At 52.2% G+C, this 1,271-nt stretch carries 2 protein-coding genes and 1 rRNA gene; 1 reads left to right on the top strand and 2 read right to left on the bottom strand.

What is annotated here, in order from left to right; translation table 11 throughout:
• Positions 1-580: MCP four helix bundle domain-containing protein (locus HBN63_RS21550; RefSeq protein ID WP_170050843.1), on the bottom strand; the 580-nt coding region annotated here is incomplete at its 3' end.
• A 143-nt stretch (positions 581-723) separates the two neighbouring features.
• Here HBN63_RS21550 and HBN63_RS21545 point away from each other — a divergent pair.
• The gene (locus HBN63_RS21545; protein WP_170050842.1) at positions 724-1,002 is read left to right on the top strand and encodes an HU family DNA-binding protein; all 279 of its coding nucleotides are present in this window, start codon (positions 724-726) and stop codon (positions 1,000-1,002) included.
• A 164-nt stretch (positions 1,003-1,166) separates the two neighbouring features.
• Here the strand turns inward: HBN63_RS21545 and rrf are convergent.
• Positions 1,167-1,271 (bottom strand): 5S ribosomal RNA (gene rrf, locus HBN63_RS21540); the annotation flags it as partial.

Raw genomic sequence — 1,271 nt, 5'->3', positions numbered from 1 at the left:
ACGCCGGGCACCTCAGACTAACAATGCCAGCCCTGCGTCGCTGCGCTCCGACTGCCTGTCCGAATGATCGTGGAACAGGTGTCCGGATCAGCGTGGGCTGAGTGTCCGAATGGCGTGGAATCCGCACACCAAAACTCAAGTCGCTGGCAGCTTGGGGGTCACTGGTTGCTAACTGCAGTACCTTTTGAGACGTGGCCTTCCATTGCTCGAAACCCTTATCAAACTCTGCAACCAATTGCATCGCCTCTCGACCCGGCTGCATATCTGCGAATTTATGTACGCGCTCGTAAGCCTGCTGGATATTTTCTGAGTGCGATGCAATCAAAGCCTCAGCATGCGCTCCCGCCCCCTCATCAAGTAAGCTGCGCTCAGCAACAAAGGCTTGATAAAGATCGCGATCGGCATTTAGAAGCAGGCTGATACCTGGCAAAAAACGATTAGTCAGTTTCGTGCTTGAATCTGCAACCTGGGTAATGCCCCGCATTCCCAAGGCGCCCATCGAAACCAACAAAATCGCCAGCAACATAATCGGTAGCGCAATTTTCCAACGAAACCCTAAATTCGCGAAGGCACGAAGCATGCTGGTTCTCCAAGAGAATTGCCAAGTAGCATCAGCATAGACTACTGGCGCCAGATCGGATAAAGCGCCAGTTTCACTTCAACGGCCTATGCCGCACCGCGATACGATCTAAACCGCTATCTATACAACCAAGGAGCAGAACCATGGCTATAACCAAAGAACAGCTAATCAGCGACATTGCCGAGGCCGTAGACACACCGAAAAGCACCGTGCGCGCAGCACTGGAGCAGTTAAGTGAAATTGTTAGCGACGCACTGGAGAACAGTGACGAAATCACACTACCGGGTATCGGTAAGCTAAAAGTGAGTGAGCGCCCCGCTCGCACCGGCCGCAACCCTCAAACGGGACAAACCTTGCAAATCGCAGCAAAAAAAGTCGTTAAGTTTGTCCCGGCAAAAGCGCTGAGTGACGCCATCAATTGAAGGCCCAGGTGCGCTCAAAGAGCGCACCTTGAGTTTCGTACATATTGCTCATGACCATACGCCCCGTTTAGTTGCCTATAAAAGGCTGAGCTGGGCATGGTTTGTTTTCGAGCCACAAAGTAAAACCCCCGACCGTTTTCACGATCGGGGGTTTTGGTATAGGTGCTTGACGATGACCTACTCTCACATGGGGAAACCCCACACTACCATCGGCGATGCATCGTTTCACTACTGAGTTCGGGATGGGATCAGGTGGTTCCAATGCTCTA

Origin of the sequence: Pseudomonas sp. WS 5011, assembly GCF_012985775.1 — a bacterium.
Classification (GTDB): domain Bacteria; phylum Pseudomonadota; class Gammaproteobacteria; order Pseudomonadales; family Pseudomonadaceae; genus Aquipseudomonas; species Aquipseudomonas peli.
Note: the sequence above shows the minus strand (reverse complement) of the source record. Positions and strands in the feature narration are given on the sequence as shown.

What these genes read in the sequence shown, in the direction of transcription:
- HBN63_RS21545 (WP_170050842.1), top strand. Translation starts at nt 724, where the DNA reads ATGGCTATAACCAAAGAACAGCTAATCAGCGACATTGCCGAGGCCGTA.